Origin of the sequence: Paenibacillus sp. cl130 (genome assembly GCF_900116035.1) — a bacterium.
In the GTDB taxonomy this organism is placed as follows: Bacteria; Bacillota; Bacilli; order Paenibacillales; family Paenibacillaceae; genus Paenibacillus; species Paenibacillus polymyxa_B.
This window is the reverse complement of sequence record NZ_FOYG01000004.1, coordinates 104,828-125,010: the sequence shown is the minus strand read 5'-3', so window position 1 is coordinate 125,010 and position 20,183 is coordinate 104,828. Positions and strand designations below refer to the sequence as shown.

Below are 20,183 nucleotides of genomic sequence, written 5' to 3'. Positions count from 1 at the left end.
CCAGACCATGCGCCAGTAACACCATATTTTCGCTCGCCGTCTCCCAAATTTCTCAGGCGAGCGCTCGTATTATATCGTATTTGTATGATGCCGTTTTATGTTTAAAACCCGCTTCTCCATCTGTTCATTTCTCGCTCAATTGAAGTACTCTTGCGATATTCTCGCACGTACGCTCTACGTTTTGCGGCCCTTCGGCCAGCAGCTTACCGAGCTCCAAGGCTCCCGGTACGATGCCGAACACCGCATCTATTCCTTCCTTGTACAACGTGTCGATCCCTTCCCCGATATAACCTGCGACCGCAATGACCTTTTTACCAGACTGTTTTGCCGCCTGGGCTACTCCATAAGGAGTTTTACCGAATTTGGTCTGAAAATCAATACCGCCTTCCCCCGTCAAAACGATATCGGCAGTGGCGAGCTTTTGTTTTAAACCTGTGTATTCAATCACAATTTCAATGCCTTTTTGCAGCGCCGCCTGAGTGAAAATTAATAAGCCCGCACCCAATCCACCTGCTGCGCCTGCGCCTGGGAGATCGCGCACATCCTTGCCCAGCTGCTGCTTCACCACATCGGCGTAATGAGCAAGATTGGCATCCAATTGCTGCACCATTTCCGGAGTTGCCCCTTTTTGTGGCCCAAATACTTGAGATGCCCCATGCTCTCCGCACAGCGGATTTGTCACATCACAGGCTACAATTAACTGTACCTGCTGCAAGCGGTCATCCAGTGATGAAATATCAACACTGGCCAGCTCGCCCAGACTACCGCCGCCGCGCGGAAGAGTATTGCCTTTTGTATCCAGAAATCTGGCGCCCAGCGCTTCCGCCATTCCTGTACCGCCATCATTCGTCGCGCTTCCACCAATGCCGATGATAATTTTTCGAATTCCCTGGTTCAGACATTCACGGATTAACTCCCCTGTTCCGTAGGTTGTTGTCTTTAACGGGTTTTTGTTATCCTTGTTCACCAAATGGATTCCACTGGCGGATGCCATCTCGATTGCCGCTGTGGTGCCGTCTCCCAGCAGGCCGTATGCAGCAGTTACAGGTTCTCCAAGCGGTCCTGTCACCTCGATATAACGAATCTGTCCGCCTGTCGCATCCACCAGTGACTGCACCGTTCCTTCACCGCCGTCCGCCATCGGTACGTGGACATAATTCGCCGCCGGATAGACCTTGCGCAGTCCTTTCTCCATCGCGATACATACTTCTTTAGCCGTCATGCTTTCTTTAAAAGAATCTGGTGCCAGCACAAACGTTTTCTCTCTCATCTTCTCACCCCATCGTGAATATTAAAGTAAAAATCCATACATGATTGTCGCTACAATTGCCATCGTTCCACCCACAATAGCTTCGTAAGGAATCAAGCCCATCCGTTGTTTAATGCTCATTTTCATGCTGTCTGCCGTGACGTGAAAATAGTTGCCCTGCGGCAAGGAATCAATGACTGTAGCTCCTGTATGCACCATCACAGCTGCAGCGAGTGGGGCCGTTCCCATGTTCAGAATGGCTTCCCCAAACGAGCCTGTTGCCAAAATAACGCCCGTCGAGGTGGACGCCGTAGCAGCTGCCATCAGAATGCCTGCAAGCGGTGCCAAAAATGTACCGGAAACTCCCGAAGCTTCAATCAGGCCAACCACCTGAGCAGACAAGTTGGAGGCAGAGATCAGACCCGCAATCCCGCCCGCACCGATCAAAATCAGCACAGTCGCCGTCATTTTATTTAAACCGGAGGCCGAATACTTCAAGATATTGCGCCCTTGTCCCATGGCCAGCATACCCACAATCCCAGCAATCGGCAAAATGTACATCGCATCCACCTTGAAATTCGAAAGTGCTTCAATACCAGAGATGGAACCAATCGGGTTAATCATCAGCAAAATAACAGCTACCAGCGGGGCTACAATCGCCCGTCCCAACGCCGGGTATTTCGATGTATCGACATCACTGTCCATGATATCCTGGTCGGACACCTTCACACCTTTGGTTTTCAACATAGATGCCACCAAAACAGTCATGATTAAACCGCATATCGCAGGAACCACACCCGCCAACATCACGTGGCTTAAATCCAGATTAAATCCGCGCGCCGCTGCAATCGTATTAGGATTGGGAGAGATGATGTTCCCCGCTTTTCCGCCTCCAGACAAAGCCAACAGGAGCGCCAGCTTAGAAATCCCCATTTTGTTACCGACCGACAATGCAATAGGTGCCACAATCAACACGGCAACGGGAATAAATACACCTACCGCCGTAATAATCATCGTCGCCAAGGCTAGTGCGAGTATCGCTTTACTGCCGCCGAACTTCTTTACAATAGCCTGCGCAATCGTCTCCGCTGCCCCGGATTCCATCATTACACCTGCCAATACACCTGCGGCAAGCACACGAATGACCGTCCCCATCACACTTTGCGTACCGCTTATTAACACGCTGATCGTCTGTTCCAAATTGGCTCCGCCCAATAAAGCGCCTACAATAGCTCCCAAAAATAAAGCGTAAACCGGATTCAGCTTTCTTAATATCAGAATAATTGCAATAGCCAGCCCTGCCAGAGCTCCTATCCAACTGATCGTCAATCCTTCCATCTGTCTAACCCCCCGGGTAATTTTTGATTACGCTTTCATTATATCGATTGCCGCACGTTAAAAATATTGAAGAACAGACGAAATTGATTGTGCATTTGAACAAAAAATCCGAACTTCAATTGGAACCTATAGATGAAATCAGTATTGAGTCTAGCATTATATATGAGAAGATCCAAACAGGATCTATGTCTTAATATGCAATTTTCATTTTATGTATCGAGGAGTTACAAAACAAATTTAATGTATACGCTTGCAAATTTAAAATTTCAGATTATAATACCTGTATACAAGTATACTTGATTAATTGAGAAGGTGAAATGATGGTCGAATCAGAATTCCTATATCCCTCCAAATGGCTTTTAAAAGCCTCTGCTGGTGATCGCGTAACATCCGAGCTTAGAATGCGCATTATTTCTGGCGGGATTGAAAGCGGTACCATATTATCCGAAAATAAACTAGCTGCTGATTTCACTGTAAGTCGCTCACCCATTCGTGAAGCGTTAAAAATACTGGCATCCGAAAATATCATTCGATTAGAAAGAATGGGAGCCGTTGTTATTGGCCTATCAGAAAAAGAAATAGAAGAAATTTATGATGTCCGTCTGCTCATAGAATCGTTTGTATTTGAACGTCTTGTAAAGATGGACACTAATGATTTGGCAAAGGAACTTAGTAAAATACTCGAAATGATGAAAGTCGCCCTCAAATATAGTGATGCTGATGAGTTTTCATATCAAGATGTCTTGTTCCATGAAACGATTATTCGTGCAGTCAATCATTCGCATATTCTGATGATCTGGAATAATTTAAAGCCTGTTATGGAAAGTCTCATTCTTTTGTCGATGCGTATGCGTTTTAAAGAAAAGTATGAAGACTTTACACGGATTATAAACAATCACGAACTTTATATTGAAGCAATCAAAGCAAAAGATAGAGACCTCATGATCAAGTCTTTACATGAAAACTTTGATGATGTTCAAGGTAAAGTAGAAGACCTATGGATGTCACAACAAATGCTATCTAAAGGAGTCGTGCAACAAAATGACTAACTATATGTTAGGTGTAGATATCGGAACCACAAGTACGAAAGCCGTTCTATTTAGCGAAAAAGGCGAAGTCATCCAACAAGAGAATATTGGATACCCGCTTTATACCCCGGATATAGCAACAGCTGAACAAAACCCAGAAGAGATTTTTCAGGCTGTTCTGCAAGCCACTTCAAATATAATGAAACATCACTCACAAAAAAAGCTATCGTTTGTTTCATTTAGCAGTGCCATGCATAGTGTCATTGCGATGGATGAAAATGACCGCCCACTGACGCCTTGTATTACATGGGCAGATAATCGCAGTGAAGCGTGGGCACATAAAATAAAAGATGAGCTGAATGGCCATGAAGTCTATAAACGAACAGGAACACCCATTCACCCCATGTCACCATTAACAAAAATAGCTTGGATTGTGAATGACCTTCCTGAAACCGCTGTCAAGGTTAAAAAGTATATCGGAATTAAAGAATATATTTTTAAAAAGTTCTTTGATCAATATGTAGTGGATTATTCCCTAGCTTCTGCCATGGGTATGATGAATCTAGAAAAATTAGATTGGGATGAAGAGGCATTAAAAATTGCTGGTATAACCCCTTCTCAATTATCTGAGCTCGTGCCAACAACCAGAATATTTACCAACTGTGATTCAGATTTAGCAAAAAAGATGGGGATCGATCCACAAACATCGTTTGTCATTGGAGCTAGCGATGGAGTCCTTTCTAATCTAGGTGTAAATGCGATACGAAAAGGCGAAGTTGCCGTCACAATCGGGACAAGCGGTGCCATTCGAACCATTATAGACAAGCCTCAGACAGACGAAAAGGGAAGAATATTTTGTTATGCCTTAACAGAAAAGCACTGGGTTATTGGGGGGCCGGTGAACAATGGCGGGATGGTCCTTCGCTGGATCCGTGACGAACTTGCCTCATCAGAAGTGGAAACAGCGAAAAGACTAGGAATTGATCCATATGATGTACTAACCAAGATTGCTGAACGTGTAAGACCAGGATCTGACGGATTGTTATTCCATCCGTACCTCGCTGGTGAACGTGCGCCATTATGGAACCCAGACGTACGTGGCTCATTCTTCGGTTTAACGATGTCACATAAGAAAGAACATATGATTCGCGCAGCCCTAGAAGGAGTCATTTACAATCTGTACACCGTATTTTTAGCATTAACCGAATGTATGGACAGTCCTGTGACCCGAATCCAAGCTACTGGAGGCTTCGCAAGGTCAGCTGTTTGGCGGCAAATGATGTCCGATATATTCGCATCTGAAGTCGTCGTTCCAGAAAGCTACGAAAGTTCTTGTCTAGGAGCTTGTATTTTAGGCTTGTATACCACCGGACAAATCCAGTCCTTTGAAGTCGTTTCTGAAATGATTGGCAGTACCAACAAACATACACCAAAAGAAGAAGCGACCAAGGAATATAGGAAATTGCTGCCGATTTTCATTAACCTATCCAGAGTATTAGAAGACGATTATACACGGATTTCCAATTATCAAAGAAGCTTAATTAAACACTAAAAAGATAAAAAGCAGGGGGTAATTACAATGCCATTAGTTATCGTAGCGATTGGAATTTTAGCATTATTAGTTTTAATAATGGGCTTCAAATTGAACACCTTTATTTCATTAATCATTGTATCGTTCGGCGTCGCTTTAGCACTTGGAATGCCATTAGAGGAAATTGTCAAAACCATCGAAGCCGGATTAGGCGGAACCCTTGGTCACTTAGCGTTAATCTTTGGACTTGGAGCGATGTTAGGTAAGTTGATCGCTGATTCTGGCGGTGCTCAACGAATTGCCATGACCCTCGTAGACAAATTTGGTGAAAAAAATATCCAATGGGCAGTCGTAGCTGCTTCATTCATTATCGGTGTGGCGTTATTTTTTGAAGTAGGATTAGTATTGTTAATTCCAATCATATTTGCCATTTCAAAAGAATTAAAGGTTTCTATCTTATATCTCGGTATTCCGATGGTTGCAGCTTTATCCGTAACACATGGCTTCTTACCTCCACATCCAGGGCCAACAGTTATTGCTGGTGAATATGGCGCGAACCTTGGTGAGGTTTTACTTTACGGTTTCATTATTGCCATTCCAACTGTTATTTTAGCTGGACCTGTATTTACTAAGCTTGCCAAAAAACTCGTACCTGCATCATTTACGAAAACGGGTAATATTGCCTCTTTAGGTGAACAAAAAGTATTTAAATCCGAGGAAACTCCTGGATTTGGCATCAGTGTATTTACTGCAATGCTTCCTGTTATTTTAATGTCTATTGCTACGGTTATTACTTTGCTTCAAAAAACAATGGGCTTTGAAGATAGTAGTTTACTAGCAGCGATCCGTTTTATTGGTGATGCATCAACTTCCATGTTAATTTCCTTACTGGTAGCTGTCTACACCATGGGAATAGCAAGGAAAATTCCAATTAAAAATGTAATGGCATCTTGTACAACGGCTATTACTCATATTGGGATGATGCTCTTAATCATTGGGGGTGGCGGCGCCTTCAAACAAGTACTGATTAATGGCGGCGTAGGTGACTATGTAGCTGAATTATTCAATGGAACTACATTATCACCCATCTTGCTTGCCTGGATCATCGCTGCAATATTACGTATTTCCTTAGGTTCTGCAACTGTTGCAGCTTTAACAACCGCTGGTTTAGTTATTCCGATGTTAGGACAATCCGACGTTAATCTTGCTTTAGTTGTGCTTGCAACGGGAGCGGGTAGTTTAATAGCTTCACATGTTAACGATGCTGGTTTCTGGATGTTTAAAGAATATTTTGGTTTAAGTATGAAAGAAACATTTGCAACATGGACATTGCTTGAGACCATCATTTCTGTAGCTGGATTAGGATTTATTTTAGTACTAAGTTTATTCGTATAAACCATGATTCCCGGGCGGTAGATCCCCCACTTATTTTCCTTAGAATTTTCTAAGCCTATAAGTGAGGATCTACGGCCTATTCATTTCAAATAAAAGGAGCAAAAAAAATGTCCAACACAATTGGTGTCATTGGTTTAGGGGTAATGGGCCGTAATATCGCTTTAAACATGGCTGGTAAGGGTGAGCAAGTCGCTGTCTATAATTATACGAGGGATTTAACGGATGATCTTGTTAAAAAAAGTGAAGATCACTCTATCCATCCCTACTACGAAATTCAAGATTTTGTTTACTCCTTAAAAACTCCAAGAAAAATCTTCCTTATGGTAACAGCGGGCAAACCGGTCGATTCGGTAATAGGTACATTAGTACCCTTCCTTGAAGCAGGCGATGTGATTATGGACGGTGGTAACTCCCATTACAAAGATACGGAACGTAGATATGATGAATTGAAGTCAAAAGGAATCGGTTATTTAGGAATCGGTATTTCCGGCGGCGAAGTCGGGGCTTTAAATGGACCTGCGATCATGCCTGGTGGAGATAAAAACGTATATGAAAAAGCAGCTCCTATTCTAACAAAAATAGCAGCCCAAGTGGACGCAGACCCTTGCTGTGTTTATATGGGTCCAAAAGGGTCCGGTCACTTTGTAAAAATGGTACATAACGGAATCGAGTATGCAGATATGCAATTAATCGCAGAAACCTATACATTTTTAAGAAAAAGGTTACGTTTATCTGTGAATGAAATTGCTGATATCTTTGAAATATGGAATCAAGGGGAGCTAAAAAGTTATTTAATCCAAATCACAGCAGAGATTTTACGGAAAAAGGATGATGTAACAGGCTTACCACTAATTGATGTGATTCTTGATAAAACAGGGCAAAAGGGCACTGGTAAATGGACAAGCATTCAAGCAATTGACAATGGGATCCCATCATCCATTATTACAGAGTCATTGTTTGCCCGTTACATCTCCTCTTTAAAAGAAGAACGAGTTTATGCAGAAAATATTCTAACAGGACCAGGGATTGACCAGCGAAGTTTAGATAAAGATGTGTGGATTGAGTACATTAGACAAGCTTTTTATATGGGTAAAATTTGTGCCTACGCGCAAGGATTTATACAATATAAAATGACTTCTGAACTTTACGGATGGAATTTACCTTTAAAGGATATTGCCCTTATTTTCCGTGGTGGTTGCATCATTCGTGCCGAATTCTTAAACGTAATAAGCGAAACATATCAAGAACAGCCGAATTTGGCTAATCTATTAATCGCCCCGTATTTTGCTGAAAAGGTTAAAGAGTATCAAAAAGGATTACGAAAAGTTGTCTGTGAGGGTATTAATTCTGGTACTTCGTTTCCATGTTTAAGTGCTTCACTTACTTATTACGATAGTTACCGGACAGGCATTTCGAATGCTAACCTTTTGCAAGCACAAAGGGATTATTTTGGTGCCCATACTTATGAACGAAGTGATGTAGCAGGATTCTTTCACACAAACTGGCAGTGATCCATAGCCGTAGTAAATCTCCAGAGCCCTAATGAAGTGGTTCTTCCCTTCATTAGGGCTCTTATTTTGAATACATTTTCCCCACAATGCTCTTGTGTCTATATTATGTAACAGACGTTGAGATTCTGAAGGGCAAGGGGAATAAATAGAAGCTACATGACAAAACGATTAATACATGTGCTGATTCTTTATACGGACCAGAACTTTACCAAAGCGTCCTCCTTGCTGAACAGGGATTCTCTTCCCTGCGTACGTCTCTCTTAAATAGGCTTCTGCTTTCTGTAGCGACTGTTCATCTGTTGGCATCCCGAAGAATGAGAACCAGCCTAATGTATGTTTTACCACCTCGTCCACCGACATCATTACCGTTTGGGTTTCACGAGTAATCAGGGTTTGAAAAGAGTAGCCGTATATGTTTAATAGTTGGATGATATATGCCATATCTGAAGTTTGTACTAGGTCCTCTTTTATTCCGACTACAGGGCGCAATTCCTGAATCAGACTATGCTCCTTAGGCCCAGCACTCGTACTGATGTAACAAAACTGGCTGGCACAGGCGAGCGCCTTCTCTACCATTTCCCAACCGAAAATGGCTGGACACATGGATGCAAACACCAGATCAAATTTGTTTTGCCATCCGTTCGTCTCAATAGATAACTCCTCAAATTGTTCCCGCACGATTTTAATGTTTTCCTTTATTGATGGCTTAATACTCTCTTCCATTAAGGCTGTCAACGGTCCTGAAGGCTCAACGGCAGTAACATTTGCCCCTTCCTCTGCAAAAGGAATACTGAAGACACCCGAGGCAGCACCAATATCCAGGATAGAGGAGTCTTTAATGGTAACTCCTTGTGTCCTTAGCCATCCCATAATTCTGGCTGTTCTCTTTATTCCTTCTTCATTAAATGCCTGCTTGTGGAAGCTTCTTGCCCTTGCCATATCATCAAACGAATGAGCCGGTACCGTTCCCGCTCTAAGCATTCGATTTACACCAGCTTCCGGATCGTTTATCCAAGCAGCCTTCCATACTTCGGGATCAAATAAAGACTGGGTCATTAATTAGACTTCCCTTCTACTAATTAGATTTTAAAGTCTACTAATATCTACACCTTGCTTCCGTATGGTGGTAAATATGAAACACCCTACAATCGACATTATAGACTTATTATATCCGTAATTCAATCAAAAAAATTTAAATGACTAAAAATTCATACCCTCACGCCGTGCGGCACAAGAACTTTCTCGACGAATGCCCTTATGCCTTCAAGCGTGCTTATATCCTCGGTCCGAAAATCTTTATCTCATTTTTGAACGATTGAACCCGTTGCTTCTGTTGTAGCTTTTGCCTCACCATGTCCTGCACCAAATAGGTTCAGTACCACCACGCCAATAACAATTAAAGCAATACCTGCGATACTTCCTGTATTGATTTTTTCTTTCCAAATCAATACTGAAATAAGCGTTGTAGCAACAGCCCCTACACCTGACCAGATGGCATAAGTCATATTTAAAGGAAGCGTCTTAAGGGATAGAGAGATAAAGAAGAAAGAGATCACAAACGCAACAATTGTGAATAGAGTCGGATACAATCTGGTAAAACCTTCTGAAGCTTTAAGCATTGAAGTTCCAATAAGTTCACCAACAATAGAGATTGCCAAGAAAAGATAAGCCATTATTCATTCTCCTTTATATATGTCTTCAATTCTTCCATCATTTTTTGCCTCATTTCCTCATTAGGAGGAGCAAGCCCAAACATTTCGGCAAACCACAAGCCGTCTATAGCTAATCGGACTATCGTGGAACGAACGGGATCCAATTCGTCGTTTTCAATTTTGTTTTGGATATTCTCATACTCGTCCTGAAGTAACTTTAGCATTTGAGGGTTCGTAAACTGTGCTGCTGAAAGAGCGGTATACAGGTCACTTGCATTCCGATCGCCAGAAAATGATGTATTCATATAAGCGCGAGTCCATCTTCCTTTGGAATGCATATCGTTTTCTGCTCTCTCATTAAATTCGGAGACAAAGCTGGTCGATAGTTGCTCAACCATTCCCAAAACCAATTCATCCTTATTCGGAAAATGGTAAAGCAATCCTCCTTTACTTATTCCCGCTTTCTTAGCCACCGCTTCTAACGTTAACTTCTCTACTCCTTCTTCGTGCACAATCATGGAGGCCGCTTTAAGAATTAATTCTCTTTTTAATGTTTTTTTAGTTGTATTCATGTTGATCACCCCTCTTTACTATACCGTCCAGACGGTTTTATTTCAAGTGGGTTAAAGTTATGGATTGGGTATGTAAGCCTAATTGAGTTGGATTAGGTTTTGATACGTTAGGTTTAAGCTAAATAAAAAGAAGCCTTGGGCGTATAACATTTCAGCCAAGACTTCGTCAAATAAATATCTACCCAGCCCAGACATTCGGAAAAATTTCGCATCTGTTGGGTTTTAAGTGCCACCTATAGCTTAACTCTGCACATATTGTCTCAGCCATTGGAGTGCGGGACGTTCCGTGCCATTTGAGTTCAGCAGATGTGTATTCGATATCCAGGTTTGCCCCTGGATGTATCCCCAGAGCGTAACTCCCTTCACCGCGGAATGCTTCCATAATACCGGAAATTTCTCCTTGTATCTGGCAAGCTGGGTGTTGTCGTCGCCAGTTATATCCAGTTCCGACACATAGATTGGCAATCCTGTTGCCGCTAGCTTGTTCAGTACAGTGTTCATCGTGTTAACTGAGACAGTGTCCATGCTAAACTGGTGGCATTGAATACCAATACCGTCAATCAGGCCTCTGCTCTTGAGCTGATTAATAATATTGACATATTGGTCGGTTAACGAGGGATCGTTGATAATTCCATATTCATTAATCATCAGCTTGGCATTTGGAAAGGCTTGTCTTGCCTGTTGGAATGACCATATGACCCAATCCCATCCGGTCGATCCGTCACCTCCTATGGCATTGCGGAAGGATGGCTTCTGATGCAGGGGCTCATTCACCACATCTATAAACTCCGCATTCGGATAGCGTTGGCCTGCTGCTTTAATCCACTGGGTCACTTCCGCCTTCTGATCAGCAGCCGACAGTCCGCTAATCCAACCTGGCTCCTGAGCACCCCATACCAATGTATGGAACTTGAACGGGAAGCCATTGTTACGGGCATAATTGTAGGCGGTATCCGCCTGCGACCAGTTCATGTTGTTACGACTGCCTTCAACCGACCCCCATTTGGTCGAATTCTCTGGCGTCACCTGGTTCCAGTATGTTCCGAAACTTGCAGGGACACTTCCAGCAATGATATTCCCGAGGAATTTGCCACCGTTCGCCATACTGGCACTAGCCGGGTTTATCAGAACTGATGATAACAACACACCCGCCAACGCCAAGCTGCTTGCCAACTTGCCCACTTTAAATTTCGACATACAATCTCCTCCTCATACGTATAGTTTTTTAATATCCTCGCCTCTAAATAAATCGCTTACATTTCCAATTATAAGAATGAAAGGTTATTATCCGCTACATGTAAAAGTAAAGATTTTACCCGAAAAACTTTACATCATTGCGGGGCGACTGAACACCTGATGCTCCTTTAACACATCGTTTCGGTTAAAATCTAGCCTCGTATCAAACGACAAAAAAGATTACTGCAAAAAGTGATATGCTCCCCTTACAGTAGCAAGTTTTATTATTTAACCTGTCTACTTTTTTGGAAGCATATCACTTTGGAGACTGCCCATTTAATAGTTTAAGAATTAAGGGCTCGTGCAATTGCATCTACATAACTTTGGCTAGCACGTTGGCTCACTTCTGCTTGCGGAACCATCCCCTCAAAGTTGTGGAATGTGCCGGGATACAGATGGAATTCAACGTCTACCCCAGCTTGGGCAAGGCGTGTCACATATTCAATCGTCTCATCTCGGAACAGATCGAGCTGGCCAATGCACGTATAGGTCGGCGGTAGCCCAGCCAAGCATTCCGCTCTCGACGGCACAGCGTATAGGGACACCTCGGTGTCTTCAGTACGATCCCCCAAGTACATGTTCCAAGCCGCCAAGTTGTTCTTCCGGTTCCATGGTGCGTTATCGGCCGTAATCTCATGACTTGACGCCGTAATACTACGGTCATCGATCATCGGATACAGCGGCATTTGGAAAATGAGGGCTGGCCCGCCTTTGTCACGGGCCATTAAAGCAAGTGCTGCGGTCAGACCGCCGCCCCCACTTGCTCCGGCAATTGCGACTCGATCTAAGTCGATGCCCAGCAGCTCAGCTTCATCGGTCATCCACGTCAAAGCGGCATAACAGTCATCGATGGCAGCTGGGTAGGGATGCTCGGGAGCAAGTCGGTAATCGACCGATACGACGACGCATTTGGCCGCCTGCACGAAGCGTTCGCACAAAGCATCGTCCATATCAGGATGCCCCATCACATAGCCTCCCCCGTGAATCCACAGCATGGCCGGAAGCCTAACGTCAGTTCGCTGGGCAGGTTCGTAGATTTTAACTAATATCTCGCCTGCTACGCTCGGAATCATCCGGCTTGTCGTGTGTACGTGCTTCGACTGCTCAATGGGAGGACTCGACAAATAGCTTCTACTCAGTTCTAAATTTTCTTCCAATTGAAATCCAGGAAATTGTGCAATTACCGACCTAAATTCTGGGTACAAACGATTTTCAAAATCCATGTGAATCACTCCTATGTTTGGTTTTTATAATCTTTTTTCCGTCTCCGCTTCCCACTGGGCTATTTCCTTCCGAACTCGGGGTGCTACCTCTGTTCCCATCAGTTCAATGGCTCTCATCACCTCGGCATGCGGCATTGTACTTAACGGAACATACAGCATAAAGCGTGTAACACCTACATGTTTGCGAAGGTGAATGATCTTCTGGGCAATAGTCTCAGGATCGCCAACATACAGCGCACCTTCAAAGCTGCGCGCGGCATCGTAGCTAGAACGATCATAATGCGCCCAGCCCCGCTCCCTGCCTAATCTATTCATACCTGCCATCGTAGAAGGGAAATATGTATCTGCAGCTCGTTCATTATTCTCTCCAACAAATCCTATCGAGTGCGATCCAACCTTAAGCTGCGATTCGTCATGACCAGCGTGCGCTGCTGCCTTCTTATAAAGCTGTACAAGCGGTGCAAAATTCATCGGATTTCCACCAATGATCGCCAACATCAAGGGCAGTCCTAACAGACCTGCACGGATAGCAGAATCCTGCCTGCCCCCGCTGCCAACCCATATCGGTAAAGGATTCTGAACCGGCCGTGGATACACACCCAAATTGTTAATCGCTGGCCGATGTCCGCCTTTCCAGGTTACTTTTTCGGACTCCCGTATTTTAAGGAGCAATTCCAAATGTTGTTCAAACAGCTCATCATAGTCTTCCAAGTCATAGCCAAACAGTGGAAAAGATTCAATAAAGGAACCTCGGCCCGCCATAATCTCCGCACGTCCATTCGAAATACCATCCAGCGTAGCAAAATCCTGAAAAACGCGAACGGGATCAGCTGAAGAAAGCACTGTGACTGCACTGGTCAGCCGAATCCGTTTCGTCTGCGCTGCAGCCGCTGACAGCACAATTGCTGGTGAAGATGCCGAATAATCCTTCCGATGATGCTCACCTACCCCAAACACATCAAGTCCCACTTGATCAGCAAGGATAATTTCCTCGACAACTTCGCGCAATCGCTGTGCGTGACTTATCACTTCACCTGTCTGAACGTCAGGCTTTGTTTCTACAAACGAAGTAATACCTATCTCCATGGTCCATCTCTCCTATTCTAATAGCTTTCTTTGTATGACAATCAAATACCGATAAAATATCATACCGATCGGTAATATATTTTTCCCAGTAAATATAACTCATTAAAAAGAATACTGTCAATAAATATAGTAAAAATACTTTGTTTTATCCTCATACTGATATCTCCTTGGTGCGATAAACCAATCTGCATTTGACAATATAACGGGCTAATTATAAGATAATAACATACTAATTGGTACGCAAATAAAAAACCCTGACAATTATAATCAGAGTTATTGAGTTAAGAATAAAATTACGAGCAATGAGAGGTATTGATTATGGGACGAATCCGCGAATTTGACGAAGATAAAGTATTAGATGCAGCAATGCAAATATTTTGGGAGAAGGGATATGAAGCTACCTCGCTGAGTGATTTAACTTCCAGAATGGAAATTCAACGACCTAGTATATACTCCACTTTTGGAGGCAAAAAAGAATTGTTCGAAGCTGCGCTGCGCAAATACATGATGTCCCGTGCTTCTCTGATCCGAGCCAAGCTTCAAAGCAAACCATCTGTAAAAGAAGCATTTCGAGCTTTTTTTGAAGGTGTGGTAGATGAGGAATATACAGAAAACCCTAGAAAAGGATGCTTTTGCATCAATACAATGGTTGAACTTGCACCTCATGATGAGAAATTTGAAATTCTTACAAGGGAACATCAAATGTACCTATCGGTTATATTTCAAGAAACCATTGAACGAGGTATACAATCAGGTGAGCTTGAGATCGGGCTCAATGCGAAGGCTGTATCACAGGCGCTAGTCGTATCGTTAATTGGACTGACCGTAATGATAAAATCTCGTCCAGAACGATCATTTATTAATAACACGATAGAGGTGACACTTACACTTCTTAAGTAATTCGGAGTAAATTCAATTTTAACGAATGGGTGTATTCTCGATGCACATGTCCCTCAGCGCAACAAAGACTGCCGGATACATTTCCTCGGCAGCCTTTGTTGCGCTCATATTACATACTTCTTCGCATTTGCATGAGTTCAAAAGATTCTTTCACTGATCTTAATTTTGCATATATATACTTTACGATGTATATTAATTCAAAACTAATGAAAAGGGAGTACATCTAATGTCATTTTTAATAAGAAACGCTAAGCCTGATGATTTAAACAATTTAACCGAGTTAATGTATGAATACATCGTTGGTTTTTATCAAAACCCTAGGCCACCTATCGAAAAAATTCATAATTTGATTCAAACCCTTTTTGAGCAGCAAAACGGTATACAATTTGTGGCGGAACAAAATGGAGAATTAATCGGCTTTGCTACATTATTCTTTACCTTTAGCACGATGAAAGCAGACAAAATCACCTTTATGAACGACCTATTTGTATTGGAACCATTTAGAGATACAGAAGTAGAATCACAGCTTTTTTTAGAATGTCAAAAGTACTCACAAAATTATGGATATGCTCATATGACCTGGATAACTTCTACTGAGAATAAACGCGCTCAAATTTTCTTTAAAGAAATGGATGCTGTCCAAGGGAGAGATTGGGTTCACTTTTCATCGTAACAATACTTTTGATACGGTTTTCCGCGCTAACGGCAGTTCAAAGGGCACCTAATTGGTGCCCTTTATGCGTAACACATGTTTTCACGCATGCGGATATGGAAATGCCGATACAATTGAAGATAAGTAATTCTCCATGAAATTGTTCAACGTAGATCCATATGGGGTAAAGTTTGTTGGTCGTTAAATTGCGAAATAGCTCAGTCGACCAACACATCAGATACCATACACGAGAAAATGGACGAGCCCTTCGTTAAACGCTCCAAGGATACGATTAGACAAACAGTAACATGGATATGTATTAGAGTAAGCCTGGATATAGAGTATACTAGATGAGTATAAGTTCGATACACGATGACATTATATATGTATTGGTATTCAAATACAGCGCAGAAGAGGTTGAAAATGAGTCAGAAGCATTTTACAGATTACGCATTAAGTGAAGAAATTGTAAGAGCGCTCAATAGCTTGGGCTATGAGACGCCAACAGAGATTCAAACGGAAGTTATTCCTGTTGCGCTTGAGAAGAAGGATCTTGTCGCCAAATCGCAAACAGGTAGCGGCAAAACAGCAGCATATGGTATTCCAATTTGTGAGCTAGTAGATTGGAATGAGAATAAGCCCCAAGCTTTAATCCTGACGCCAACCCGTGAACTCGCGTTACAGGTCACCGAAGACATCACGAATATTGGACGCTTTAAGCGGATAAAAGCAACACCCCTTTATGGAAAACATCCTTTTCATATCCAAAAAGCTGAGTTAAAACAAAGGACGCATGTGGCTGTAGGTACGCCAGGACGTGTACTGGACCATATCGAACGAGGCACGCTATCGTTAGATCGGATTGCCTACCTCGTGATTGATGAAGCTGACGAGATGCTGAATATGGGCTTTATCGAGCAAGTCCAGTCGATTATTCAAGCGCTGCCTAGTGACCGGGTTACCATGTTATTCTCCGCTACCTTCCCTGAGGATGTAGCCACACTGTCACGTAAATATATGAAAGATCCTGTTAGAATTGAGATTAAAGCAACTGGTATAACGACCGCCACAATTGATCACTCTCTTATTCAGGTGAAGGAGTCAGACAAGCTGGCACTACTGCAAGATCTGCTCATTGTTGAGAATCCTGACAGCTGCATTATTTTCTGTCGTACGCAGGAGAATGTAGATACATTATTCAGAGCATTGGCTGATCTCGAATATCCATGTGATCGCATTCATGGTGGCATGGAGCAAGACGAGCGATTTGAGGTAATGAATGCATTCAGAAGGGGTCAATTCCGTTACTTGATTGCGACAGATGTTGCCGCCAGAGGGATTGATATCACGAATATCACCCATGTCATTAACTACGATATTCCCCTTGAGAAGGAAAGCTATGTTCACCGTACAGGACGTACGGGACGTGCTGGCAAAACGGGGAAAGCCATTTCCCTCATCACTCCTAAGGATGGCAGAAGATTAGCTGATATTGAAGCATATATTGGATTCGCGATTCCGCAGGTAAAGGCCCCCTCAGAAGAGGCTGTTGATCTCCGTAGAGAAGATTTTGAGCAGAAACTGCATGTAAAAACCGCACTCAAAAAAGATAAGCGCGAGCAACTAAACCAACAGATTATGAAGCTGAATTTTAACGGCGGTAAGAAGAAAAAACTTAGAGCTGTCGACTTCGTGGGGACCATCGCTAAGCTTGACGGAGTCACCGCAGATGATATCGGGATCATTACGATTCTGGATTATGCGACAGATGTTGAGATTCTGAATGGTAAAGGTCCACTGGTGCTTGAGATTATGAAGAATACGACCGTAAAGGGTAAGCTGTTAAAGGTACGCAAAGGGAATAAGTAGAAGATACGCTGCATAAAAGAGAGTGAGGCAATCCCGCCCAGCATAGCCGATGGTTATCGTTAGCTATACGGGCGGGATTGCCGAGTTTATCTCTTGATCATTTAATTCATCTTTCCATTTTTTCTGCAATGCAATTAATGCCCTTCTTCTGACATATTCGTGCTCATCATTCGAGAGCTTAGACAAAAGACTATTTACTTCATCCCTCATTCCTTTTACTTCACCTAATCCATAGGCTATTTGCCATCTGGCTTCGTAATCAGAGTATGTAATTGCACTGTAGGCTAAAGACAAAAATATTTTGGGTTGTACAATTAACAACTGCAATACATTCTCAACTTCATTATCCCTTGCCAGTGTATATAAGATCAGTTCATAAACTTCTGTCTGCCATTCAGCTAATGAAGTATGTTCTAACACTTCCTCAACAGCATTATAAAGCTTATCCCAATAAAGATAATTCGTTTCCCATTCTCCATGTTTTTCAGCTATGCTAGCTCCCCATTGTTTGAATGTTATGACTTGCTCTTGAAGAGTGCGGAATAAAGCATTTTCTCTATTATCATAAAACCCCATTTCCCATCTCCTTTTTTCTTTACAATCTATTTCCACTTTTTTGATAGGTATATTTTATCATTCTATTTATTTCCACAATAAAAATTCAAGCTCTATGAAATCAACAACGTTGGTGATAATTGTTCTGCTTTATCGTATTCTCTTAGAGAGTTGATTACTACTTAAAAAAATTTTAGAAAAGGTGTCCCTTTCGGTCCTCTTCATTTGTTATACAGACATAGTTTTCTTTTTAATCAGAGGGGGTGCCTAAATCTTTGAATGAGGAAATCGAATATAGAATTAAACGGGTCCAAGCTGGCGAGATCCATGATTACGCCTACATTGTAAAGGAGTATCAGCGTCAGATTTTTGTGTACTGCTGGCGACTACTAGGCAGTGAGCAGGAAGCGGAAGAGGCTGTACAGGATATTTTCGTTAGTGCTTTCGAGAAAATTAGTATGTACAGGCCCACAGTGGGTTTCTCCTCCTGGCTGTATAAAATGGCTTATCATCACTGCCTAAACCTGATTCGCAGGAAGAAACTACAGCGCAAATTTAAAATGACCCTGTTCACCTCAACTAACATGACTTCAGACAGTGCTGCGCAGGTTATGGAACGTCAGCTTTTCAGTGAACCGCTGAGCCGGGCATTGGACCAACTGAATGCAGAGGAGCGAAACCTGTTGGTGCTGCGCATTTTTGAAGAAAAATCGTTTGGAGAAATCGGGGAAATTATGAACAAAAGCGAGGAAGCGATCAAGAAAAAATACGGCAGAACAAAAACAAAGCTCAAAAAAATGATGGAGCCCATAAAGGAGGACCCAAAATGCGTGAATTACAAGACAGAACTCAGGAACAAGGCCTGAAATACACCGATCTAAAAGATAGAGGCTTAAAAAACATGGACATGCTGACAGAACCAGAGAGTGTCCTAAAAATCCAAGCTTTTGACGTCTCTGACAAAGTGATGGAACAGGTCTACCAAAAGGCGAAACCCAAAAAGGGATTCATTGTAAAAATGCGTCTTCAGCCGCGCATCACCGCTCCTATCATGATCTTGCTTTTTGTATTGGGCGCCTCTGTGACTGGATACGCCGCTTCGCAATATCTGGAATTCCGTAACAGTAAAGGCGATGTCGTATTAAATACCGCCAAAACACCTGCCGAAACGGACGCTTCCAAAACGTATACAACCACCTACACACAGTGGAACGAAGAGGTGACAGACCGTCTACAGCCTGGAGAGTATGCCGCCTATTACGTTAAGGACGATTCTATGAATCAACAAAATTCGTCTAATCCCGTCCTGTTTGCCTACAAGCCGACTGAACTTTCTAGCTTCAGCAGTCTGCAGGATGAAATCAAGCGGACAGAAGCTCCGCTGTTGCATAGTCCCACTCATCTGCCGAATGGCTACCGGTTTGATTTCGGATACGTCTATCCAGTCGCTGCATATCCTGGGATGATGAACAAAGAGGAATATCGGGCTTTAACGGATAAACTGACGCAACAGGCTAAAGCTGCACCGAAAGGTGAAAATCTGTTTATTCAAAAGCTGAGCTGGGACAAGTCAGACTTCACCCTCGCCCGGTATGCGAGAGGAAATGACTATGTAAATATCGCCGTCACCAAATACGCTCCCGAAGTCACAAAGACGACCGTGATGCAAAATGAACAGGATTCGGCTGAGGAACTGATGATTAAAGGAACCAAGGCCTATTACATCAGAGCAAGCGAAACAAGCAAGCCCTTGGAGGTAGGAAAAAATCGACTGGGATGGCTCGATGAAAAAAGACGGTTACACTACAACATATCTGATAACCAGGACAGCCCGCTGAGCAAAGAAGACCTGGTAAAAATAGCTGAAGATTTGCTTAACGGTTCGCCGCAATAGCTATAAAAGAAAAGTTTCGAAGAGAGACCATCCCTTTTTTAAGGGTGGTCTCTCTTTGAAGAATAGTCCTTATACCTTTTCCTCACAAACTATTACGGCATGTTCCACAATCTTTTTACCTCAACTAATTCCTGATCATTGAATTCCATTCTGTATACGTCTGGTTTGGATGTGTGTAGTAAAAAATTCAAATCATACTGCTTGTCATAATACTCCATCATTAAAGTCATTACAGCTCCATGAGTGCCTAATGCGACTTTCTGTCCTCGGTAGATTTTTAGCAATTTCTTTAAGACTGTTATACTTCGGTTCTGACAAACTGCATTAGACTCTCCTCCCGTTAAAGCAAAGTTGGGATCAGAAAATGACTTATCTAACAAAGGGAATAATTCATCATCGGGGATTCGGTTATCTTCACTAGAAAAAATTCTTTCTTTACCTTTTGCTAGGGTGGTTTTCTCTTGTTTCTTATTGCATAAATTTTTCTTGAAG

18 protein-coding genes and 1 pseudogene are annotated in these 20,183 nt (G+C 42.7%); 9 read left to right on the top strand and 10 right to left on the bottom strand.

Features of this window, described 5'->3' with window-relative positions:
- Window positions 1-124: 124 nt before the first annotated feature.
- Window positions 125-1,270: a glycerate kinase family protein gene (locus tag BM358_RS12900; RefSeq protein WP_028540930.1), complete on the bottom strand. Its 1,146-nt coding sequence runs from the start codon at window positions 1,268-1,270 to the stop codon at window positions 125-127.
- 21 nt (window positions 1,271-1,291) lie between these two features.
- Window positions 1,292-2,587 (bottom strand): GntP family permease, encoded by a 1,296-nt coding sequence (locus tag BM358_RS12895; protein WP_028540931.1) that lies wholly within the window; start codon window positions 2,585-2,587, stop codon window positions 1,292-1,294.
- A 317-nt stretch (window positions 2,588-2,904) separates the two neighbouring features.
- On the opposite strand from BM358_RS12895, the gene BM358_RS12890 reads away from it, so the two are divergent.
- From BM358_RS12890 to gnd, 4 genes are all read left to right on the top strand, one after another.
- The gene (locus BM358_RS12890) at window positions 2,905-3,636 is read left to right on the top strand and encodes a GntR family transcriptional regulator (RefSeq protein ID WP_028540932.1); all 732 of its coding nucleotides are present in this window, start codon (window positions 2,905-2,907) and stop codon (window positions 3,634-3,636) included.
- Window positions 3,629-5,167 carry a gluconokinase gene (gene gntK / locus BM358_RS12885; protein WP_028540933.1) on the top strand — a complete coding sequence of 513 codons (1,539 nt, stop codon included), beginning with the start codon at window positions 3,629-3,631 and terminating at the stop codon, window positions 5,165-5,167. The genes BM358_RS12890 and gntK overlap by 8 nt, the downstream gene beginning before the upstream one ends.
- A gap of 27 nt (window positions 5,168-5,194) precedes the next feature.
- On the top strand, window positions 5,195-6,541 hold the full coding sequence (locus BM358_RS12880; RefSeq protein WP_023991059.1) for a GntP family permease: 1,347 nt from the start codon (window positions 5,195-5,197) through the stop codon (window positions 6,539-6,541).
- A 107-nt stretch (window positions 6,542-6,648) separates the two neighbouring features.
- Window positions 6,649-8,052, top strand: a complete 1,404-nt coding sequence (gene gnd, locus BM358_RS12875; protein WP_028540934.1) for a decarboxylating NADP(+)-dependent phosphogluconate dehydrogenase — start codon at window positions 6,649-6,651, stop codon at window positions 8,050-8,052.
- Between the two features lie 168 nt (window positions 8,053-8,220).
- Here the strand turns inward: gnd and BM358_RS12870 are convergent, their stop codons facing one another.
- The 6 genes from BM358_RS12870 to BM358_RS12845 all read right to left on the bottom strand — a co-directional run bounded on the left by BM358_RS12870 (window position 8,221) and on the right by BM358_RS12845 (window position 13,821).
- Entirely contained in the window at window positions 8,221-9,108 is an 888-nt protein-coding gene (locus tag BM358_RS12870) for a class I SAM-dependent methyltransferase (protein WP_028540935.1), read from the bottom strand.
- A 245-nt stretch (window positions 9,109-9,353) separates the two neighbouring features.
- Complete coding sequence (locus BM358_RS12865) at window positions 9,354-9,725, bottom strand: DMT family transporter (protein ID WP_023991062.1); 372 nt, start codon at window positions 9,723-9,725, stop codon at window positions 9,354-9,356.
- Window positions 9,725-10,276 (bottom strand): TetR/AcrR family transcriptional regulator, encoded by a 552-nt coding sequence (locus BM358_RS12860; protein ID WP_023991063.1) that lies wholly within the window; start codon window positions 10,274-10,276, stop codon window positions 9,725-9,727. The genes BM358_RS12865 and BM358_RS12860 overlap by 1 nt, the downstream gene beginning before the upstream one ends.
- Before the next feature lie 240 nt (window positions 10,277-10,516).
- Window positions 10,517-11,473, bottom strand: coding sequence for an endo-1,4-beta-xylanase (locus BM358_RS12855; RefSeq protein ID WP_028540936.1), 957 nt, complete (start codon window positions 11,471-11,473; stop codon window positions 10,517-10,519).
- Between the two features lie 323 nt (window positions 11,474-11,796).
- Window positions 11,797-12,735: an alpha/beta hydrolase gene (locus tag BM358_RS12850; protein WP_028540937.1), complete on the bottom strand. Its 939-nt coding sequence runs from the start codon at window positions 12,733-12,735 to the stop codon at window positions 11,797-11,799.
- A gap of 24 nt (window positions 12,736-12,759) precedes the next feature.
- Window positions 12,760-13,821: an LLM class flavin-dependent oxidoreductase gene (locus BM358_RS12845; RefSeq protein WP_028540938.1), complete on the bottom strand. Its 1,062-nt coding sequence runs from the start codon at window positions 13,819-13,821 to the stop codon at window positions 12,760-12,762.
- 318 nt (window positions 13,822-14,139) lie between these two features.
- On the opposite strand from BM358_RS12845, the gene BM358_RS12840 reads away from it, so the two are divergent.
- The 3 genes from BM358_RS12840 (at window position 14,140) to BM358_RS12830 (ending at window position 17,242) form a co-directional block, all read left to right on the top strand.
- Window positions 14,140-14,721, top strand: coding sequence for a TetR/AcrR family transcriptional regulator (locus BM358_RS12840; protein WP_028540939.1), 582 nt, complete (start codon window positions 14,140-14,142; stop codon window positions 14,719-14,721).
- 226 nt (window positions 14,722-14,947) lie between these two features.
- Entirely contained in the window at window positions 14,948-15,394 is a 447-nt protein-coding gene (locus tag BM358_RS12835) for a GNAT family N-acetyltransferase (RefSeq protein ID WP_028540940.1), read from the top strand.
- Between the two features lie 402 nt (window positions 15,395-15,796).
- Complete coding sequence (locus tag BM358_RS12830; protein WP_023991069.1) at window positions 15,797-17,242, top strand: DEAD/DEAH box helicase; 1,446 nt, start codon at window positions 15,797-15,799, stop codon at window positions 17,240-17,242.
- A 63-nt stretch (window positions 17,243-17,305) separates the two neighbouring features.
- Here the strand turns inward: BM358_RS12830 and BM358_RS12825 are convergent, their stop codons facing one another.
- On the bottom strand, window positions 17,306-17,818 hold the full coding sequence (locus tag BM358_RS12825) for a HEAT repeat domain-containing protein (RefSeq protein WP_028540941.1): 513 nt from the start codon (window positions 17,816-17,818) through the stop codon (window positions 17,306-17,308).
- 254 nt (window positions 17,819-18,072) lie between these two features.
- Here BM358_RS12825 and BM358_RS12820 point away from each other — a divergent pair, with 254 nt between their 5' ends.
- Both BM358_RS12820 and BM358_RS12815 read left to right on the top strand, forming a co-directional pair.
- The gene (locus BM358_RS12820) at window positions 18,073-18,663 is read left to right on the top strand and encodes an RNA polymerase sigma factor (protein WP_028540942.1); all 591 of its coding nucleotides are present in this window, start codon (window positions 18,073-18,075) and stop codon (window positions 18,661-18,663) included.
- On the top strand, window positions 18,624-19,691 hold the full coding sequence (locus tag BM358_RS12815; RefSeq protein ID WP_028540943.1) for a DUF4367 domain-containing protein: 1,068 nt from the start codon (window positions 18,624-18,626) through the stop codon (window positions 19,689-19,691). Before BM358_RS12820 ends, BM358_RS12815 begins: the two co-directional genes overlap by 40 nt.
- A 92-nt stretch (window positions 19,692-19,783) precedes the next feature.
- Here BM358_RS12815 and BM358_RS12810 read toward each other — a convergent pair.
- A pseudogene (locus BM358_RS12810) lies at window positions 19,784-20,131 on the bottom strand (histidine phosphatase family protein); the annotation flags it as partial.
- Window positions 20,132-20,183: the final 52 nt, after the last annotated feature.

Bases quoted from the DNA above. Each gene is read 5' to 3' on its own strand.
- BM358_RS12900 (WP_028540930.1), bottom strand. From the start codon at position 1,270: ATGAGAGAGAAAACGTTTGTGCTGGCACCAGATTCTTTTAAAGAAAGC.
- BM358_RS12895 (WP_028540931.1), bottom strand. From the start codon at position 2,587: ATGGAAGGATTGACGATCAGTTGGATAGGAGCTCTGGCAGGGCTGGCT.
- BM358_RS12890 (WP_028540932.1), top strand. From the start codon at position 2,905: ATGATGGTCGAATCAGAATTCCTATATCCCTCCAAATGGCTTTTAAAA.
- gntK (WP_028540933.1), top strand. From the start codon at position 3,629: ATGACTAACTATATGTTAGGTGTAGATATCGGAACCACAAGTACGAAA.
- BM358_RS12880 (WP_023991059.1), top strand. From the start codon at position 5,195: ATGCCATTAGTTATCGTAGCGATTGGAATTTTAGCATTATTAGTTTTA.
- gnd (WP_028540934.1), top strand. From the start codon at position 6,649: ATGTCCAACACAATTGGTGTCATTGGTTTAGGGGTAATGGGCCGTAAT.
- BM358_RS12870 (WP_028540935.1), bottom strand. From the start codon at position 9,108: ATGACCCAGTCTTTATTTGATCCCGAAGTATGGAAGGCTGCTTGGATA.
- BM358_RS12865 (WP_023991062.1), bottom strand. From the start codon at position 9,725: ATGGCTTATCTTTTCTTGGCAATCTCTATTGTTGGTGAACTTATTGGA.
- BM358_RS12860 (WP_023991063.1), bottom strand. From the start codon at position 10,276: ATGAATACAACTAAAAAAACATTAAAAAGAGAATTAATTCTTAAAGCG.
- BM358_RS12855 (WP_028540936.1), bottom strand. From the start codon at position 11,473: ATGTCGAAATTTAAAGTGGGCAAGTTGGCAAGCAGCTTGGCGTTGGCG.
- BM358_RS12850 (WP_028540937.1), bottom strand. From the start codon at position 12,735: ATGGATTTTGAAAATCGTTTGTACCCAGAATTTAGGTCGGTAATTGCA.
- BM358_RS12845 (WP_028540938.1), bottom strand. From the start codon at position 13,821: ATGGAGATAGGTATTACTTCGTTTGTAGAAACAAAGCCTGACGTTCAG.
- BM358_RS12840 (WP_028540939.1), top strand. From the start codon at position 14,140: ATGGGACGAATCCGCGAATTTGACGAAGATAAAGTATTAGATGCAGCA.
- BM358_RS12835 (WP_028540940.1), top strand. From the start codon at position 14,948: ATGTCATTTTTAATAAGAAACGCTAAGCCTGATGATTTAAACAATTTA.
- BM358_RS12830 (WP_023991069.1), top strand. From the start codon at position 15,797: ATGAGTCAGAAGCATTTTACAGATTACGCATTAAGTGAAGAAATTGTA.
- BM358_RS12825 (WP_028540941.1), bottom strand. From the start codon at position 17,818: ATGGGGTTTTATGATAATAGAGAAAATGCTTTATTCCGCACTCTTCAA.
- BM358_RS12815 (WP_028540943.1), top strand. From the start codon at position 18,624: ATGCGTGAATTACAAGACAGAACTCAGGAACAAGGCCTGAAATACACC.